This window comes from Parafrankia sp. FMc2, from assembly GCF_041008525.1.
In the GTDB taxonomy this organism is placed as follows: domain Bacteria; phylum Actinomycetota; class Actinomycetes; order Frankiales; family Frankiaceae; genus Parafrankia.
This window is the reverse complement of sequence record NZ_JBFLUG010000313.1, coordinates 1-2,961: the sequence shown is the minus strand read 5'-3', so window position 1 is coordinate 2,961 and position 2,961 is coordinate 1. Positions and strand designations below refer to the sequence as shown.

Genomic DNA, 2,961 nt, shown 5'->3' with positions numbered 1-2,961 from the left:
CCCGCTTGACCGCGGCACGTCTATGCGGGGGCGGAACGTCCCGCTCTGCTCCATCCTTCCGAGACCCGCTGGTCCAGCACCATCCCGATCAGCAGCGCCAGCGGATCGTTCGTCAGCAGCTCGTCGGCCTCGTCGATCTGCCTCAGGTGCAGGCCCACGAATCTCACCGTAGCCGACCGTCCGAAGCGGCCAACGGGCCGCCAGCCGGATCGCCGTGTCGTCGGCCCTCCGCGAGCCGGTGCCGCCGGCCGATCGTGACGGGCAGCCCGTCCAGCGCCCGGTCGGCCGGCGCGTCCAGGTCACCCAGACGCGCGGCGGCGAATAGGGCGGTTCGGTCCGATGGAGGGGTCAGCCGCGTTGGAAGTCGCTCCGGTGGACTTCGAGCCAGGAGCGCAGCGACCGGGCGGGGTGACCGGTGATCCGCTCGACCGCGTTGGTGACGGGGGCGGTCTGGCCGATGGTTGCCGCGGCCACGTCGAGTAGGGTTTCCAGGATCGGACGGGGAATCCGGCCCTGGTCAAGGTCCAGCGCCTGCTCCCGGGTCACGTTCTCGACGGTGACGTCGACACCGAGGACGTCGCCGATGATCGCAACCGCGTCCCGCATGCGCATCGACTGCGGTCCGGTGAGGATCTGCATCCGGGAACGGAAGGTCTCGTGGGTGAGCAGACTGGCGGCGACCTCAGCGATGTCGTCGGGATGGATCGGCGTGACGGGGGCGTCCGCGGATGCCATCGCGACCCGTGCGCTGGTCCGGATCTGATCTGCCCAGTCGCGCCGGGTATTGGTCGCAAGCCAGCTTGGATACAGTACCGTGTGCGCGAGGCCCGAGTCGGCCACAGCCCGCTCGACCGCGCGGTGGATCTGCCCGATGGGCCGGTTGAACTCTCCGACCTCGTAAGCCGCCGGGGAGGACAACAGCACCACGTAACGCACGCCCGCGTCCACGGCCGCCGCCACGAAGGCGTCGACAGTACCGATCACCGGGTAGAGGAAGACGGACCCGACCCCACGCAGCGCCTTCGCCGCGGACGGACCGGGGTCGGCGAGATCGAGCTCGGCCAACTCGACGCCGGCGGGCAGCCGTAGGGTCGTCGCATCGCGGGACGAGCCGCGGACCGGGTAGCCCGACCCGGCCAGCGCGGCGACCAGACGCGACCCGATGTTCCCGCTGGCGCCGGTGACAAGGATGGTCATGACTCTCCGATCGTGCAGGCGACGAGAACAGGATTATCTTTGCAAGCAAAGTATCTTTGATCGCAAAACTAAAGGCATGGGGAGGGCGATGTCAAGCCAGAGCGAGGACGAACTCGATATGGACCAGGCAGTCCGCGCGCTGTTGCTGCTGATGCCGCAGCTGGTCGGGCGGGCGAAGCGGACGTCGCCGCCCGCCGAGCTGGCCGGCCTGGCTCTCGGCCCACGGCACCTAACCCTGCTGTCCTACCTGCTGCTCGACGGCCCCACCACCGTCAACGCCCTGGCCACACGGCTTGAGGTCGCGCCGACAACGGTCAGCCTGATGGTCGCCGACCTGGACCGCGCTAAGATCGTTGAGCGTCACGAGGACCCCGATGACCGCCGACGCAGGATCGTCAGCATCACCGCCGCGGGCCGCCCGGCGATCGAGGGATGGCTCGGCCCGGGCACCAGCGCGTGGCGGGAGGCGCTCCAACCACTGACCCCGGCTGAACGCCACCTGGTCGTCAGCACCCTGCGCGCCTATGAACGTGCCGCCGGTGAGCGAGGCTCAGGCCCGAGTTGAGTACGGCCTCAATGCCCGTGGTGCGCGCCGAGAAGCTGACATGGTCGGGGACGGCGGGGAAAAAGTAACCCACATCGTTACTGGCGCAGGGTCCGGCCCGTCAAACGCCGACCCGGTCACCCGCTGTGGTCCTTTGTTCCGGCAGCCGGAACGAAGCCGCTACGCAGTCAGGCGGACGCAGAACGTCCCGAACCACTCCAGCTTTCCGGGACCTGCTGGTCCAGCACCATCCCGATCAGCAGCGCCAACGGATCGTTCGCCAGCAGCTCATCGGCCTCGTCGATCTGGCTCAGGTGCAGTCCCACGACATCACCGTAGCCGACCCCGCCGCGGTGGCCGTTGCGCCACTGGCCAGACCGCCCTCTCATCGCAGGCGGCACCGGCCGGCGAACGTCGACGCGACCTGACATGACGATCAAGGGCTCTGACGCCCCTGTGTTGGGGAGTGCTGAAGAGTGGTCCAGGCCGGTCTGTTCCAGGATCAGGACTCTGTCAGCTCATGTCCCACAGCCGCACGGTTTTGTCGTTGCTGGCGCTGGCCAGCGTGCGTCCGTCCGGGGAGAACGCCACCGAGAACACGGGGCCGGTGTGGCCGTTCAATGTGTGGGTGGTGGTCTGCGTGGCCACGTCCCAGAGTCGCACTGTGCGGTCCTGGCTGGCGCTGGCCAGGATGTGCCCGTCGGGGGAGAACGCCACCGACATCACCGGCTCGGTGTGGCCGGGCAAGGTGTGGAGGAGGGTGCCCTCGGCCGCGTCCCACAGTCGCGCTGTGTGGTCGTCGCTGGCGCTGGCCAGCGTGCGCCCGTCCGGGGAGAACGCGACCGATCCCACCTCATCGCTGTGACCAGTCAGGGATGCCACGGGGTGGGGGATGGTCCCCTCTGTCATGTCCCACACCTGCACCGTGCTGTCGCTGTTGGCGCTGGCCAGCGTGCGCTTGTCCGAGGAGAACGCCACGGAACCACACTGCGATGCGGCCGGTCAACGGTTGGGGGGTCCGCTCGGCGATGTCCCACAGCCGCACGGTGCCGTCCTGGCTGGCGCTGGCCAACGTGCGCCCGTCCCGGGAGAACCCTGTCTGTCAGAGTCCCGTGAGACACGAGGATCACTGAAACCTCTGTAGCGCAGGGCGAGATGGGATCTTCAAGACCGGTGACGTTGACCATGGCAGACATGGCCTCCTCGGAGCAGGAGGATGG

At 68.5% G+C, this 2,961-nt stretch carries 4 protein-coding genes and 1 pseudogene; 1 reads left to right on the top strand and 4 read right to left on the bottom strand.

Annotation, left to right across the window (positions count from 1 at the left end; genetic code table 11):
- Positions 1–20 precede the first annotated feature (20 nt).
- Entirely contained in the window at positions 21–158 is a 138-nt protein-coding gene (locus tag AB1460_RS36640; RefSeq protein ID WP_368967097.1) for a hypothetical protein, read from the bottom strand.
- Between the two features lie 190 nt (positions 159–348).
- Positions 349–1,197 (bottom strand): NAD(P)H-binding protein, encoded by an 849-nt coding sequence (locus tag AB1460_RS36635; RefSeq protein WP_368967095.1) that lies wholly within the window; start codon positions 1,195–1,197, stop codon positions 349–351.
- An 88-nt stretch (positions 1,198–1,285) separates the two neighbouring features.
- Between AB1460_RS36635 and AB1460_RS36630 the strand changes: the two genes are divergently transcribed.
- Positions 1,286–1,762, top strand: a complete 477-nt coding sequence (locus AB1460_RS36630) for a MarR family winged helix-turn-helix transcriptional regulator (RefSeq protein WP_368967093.1) — start codon at positions 1,286–1,288, stop codon at positions 1,760–1,762.
- Positions 1,763–1,968: 206 nt separating this feature from the next.
- On the opposite strand, the pseudogene AB1460_RS36625 reads toward AB1460_RS36630, so the two are convergent.
- Together AB1460_RS36625 and AB1460_RS36620 are read right to left on the bottom strand one after the other, a co-directional pair.
- A pseudogene (locus AB1460_RS36625) lies at positions 1,969–2,067 on the bottom strand (Fe-S cluster assembly protein HesB); the annotation flags it as partial.
- Positions 2,068–2,254: 187 nt separating this feature from the next.
- The gene (locus AB1460_RS36620) at positions 2,255–2,719 is read right to left on the bottom strand and encodes a WD40 repeat domain-containing protein (RefSeq protein WP_368967091.1); all 465 of its coding nucleotides are present in this window, start codon (positions 2,717–2,719) and stop codon (positions 2,255–2,257) included.
- Positions 2,720–2,961 lie beyond the last annotated feature (242 nt).

Coding starts and splice junctions, on each gene's coding strand:
- AB1460_RS36635 (WP_368967095.1), bottom strand. CDS start 1,197: ATGACCATCCTTGTCACCGGCGCCAGCGGGAACATCGGGTCGCGTCTG.
- AB1460_RS36630 (WP_368967093.1), top strand. CDS start 1,286: ATGTCAAGCCAGAGCGAGGACGAACTCGATATGGACCAGGCAGTCCGC.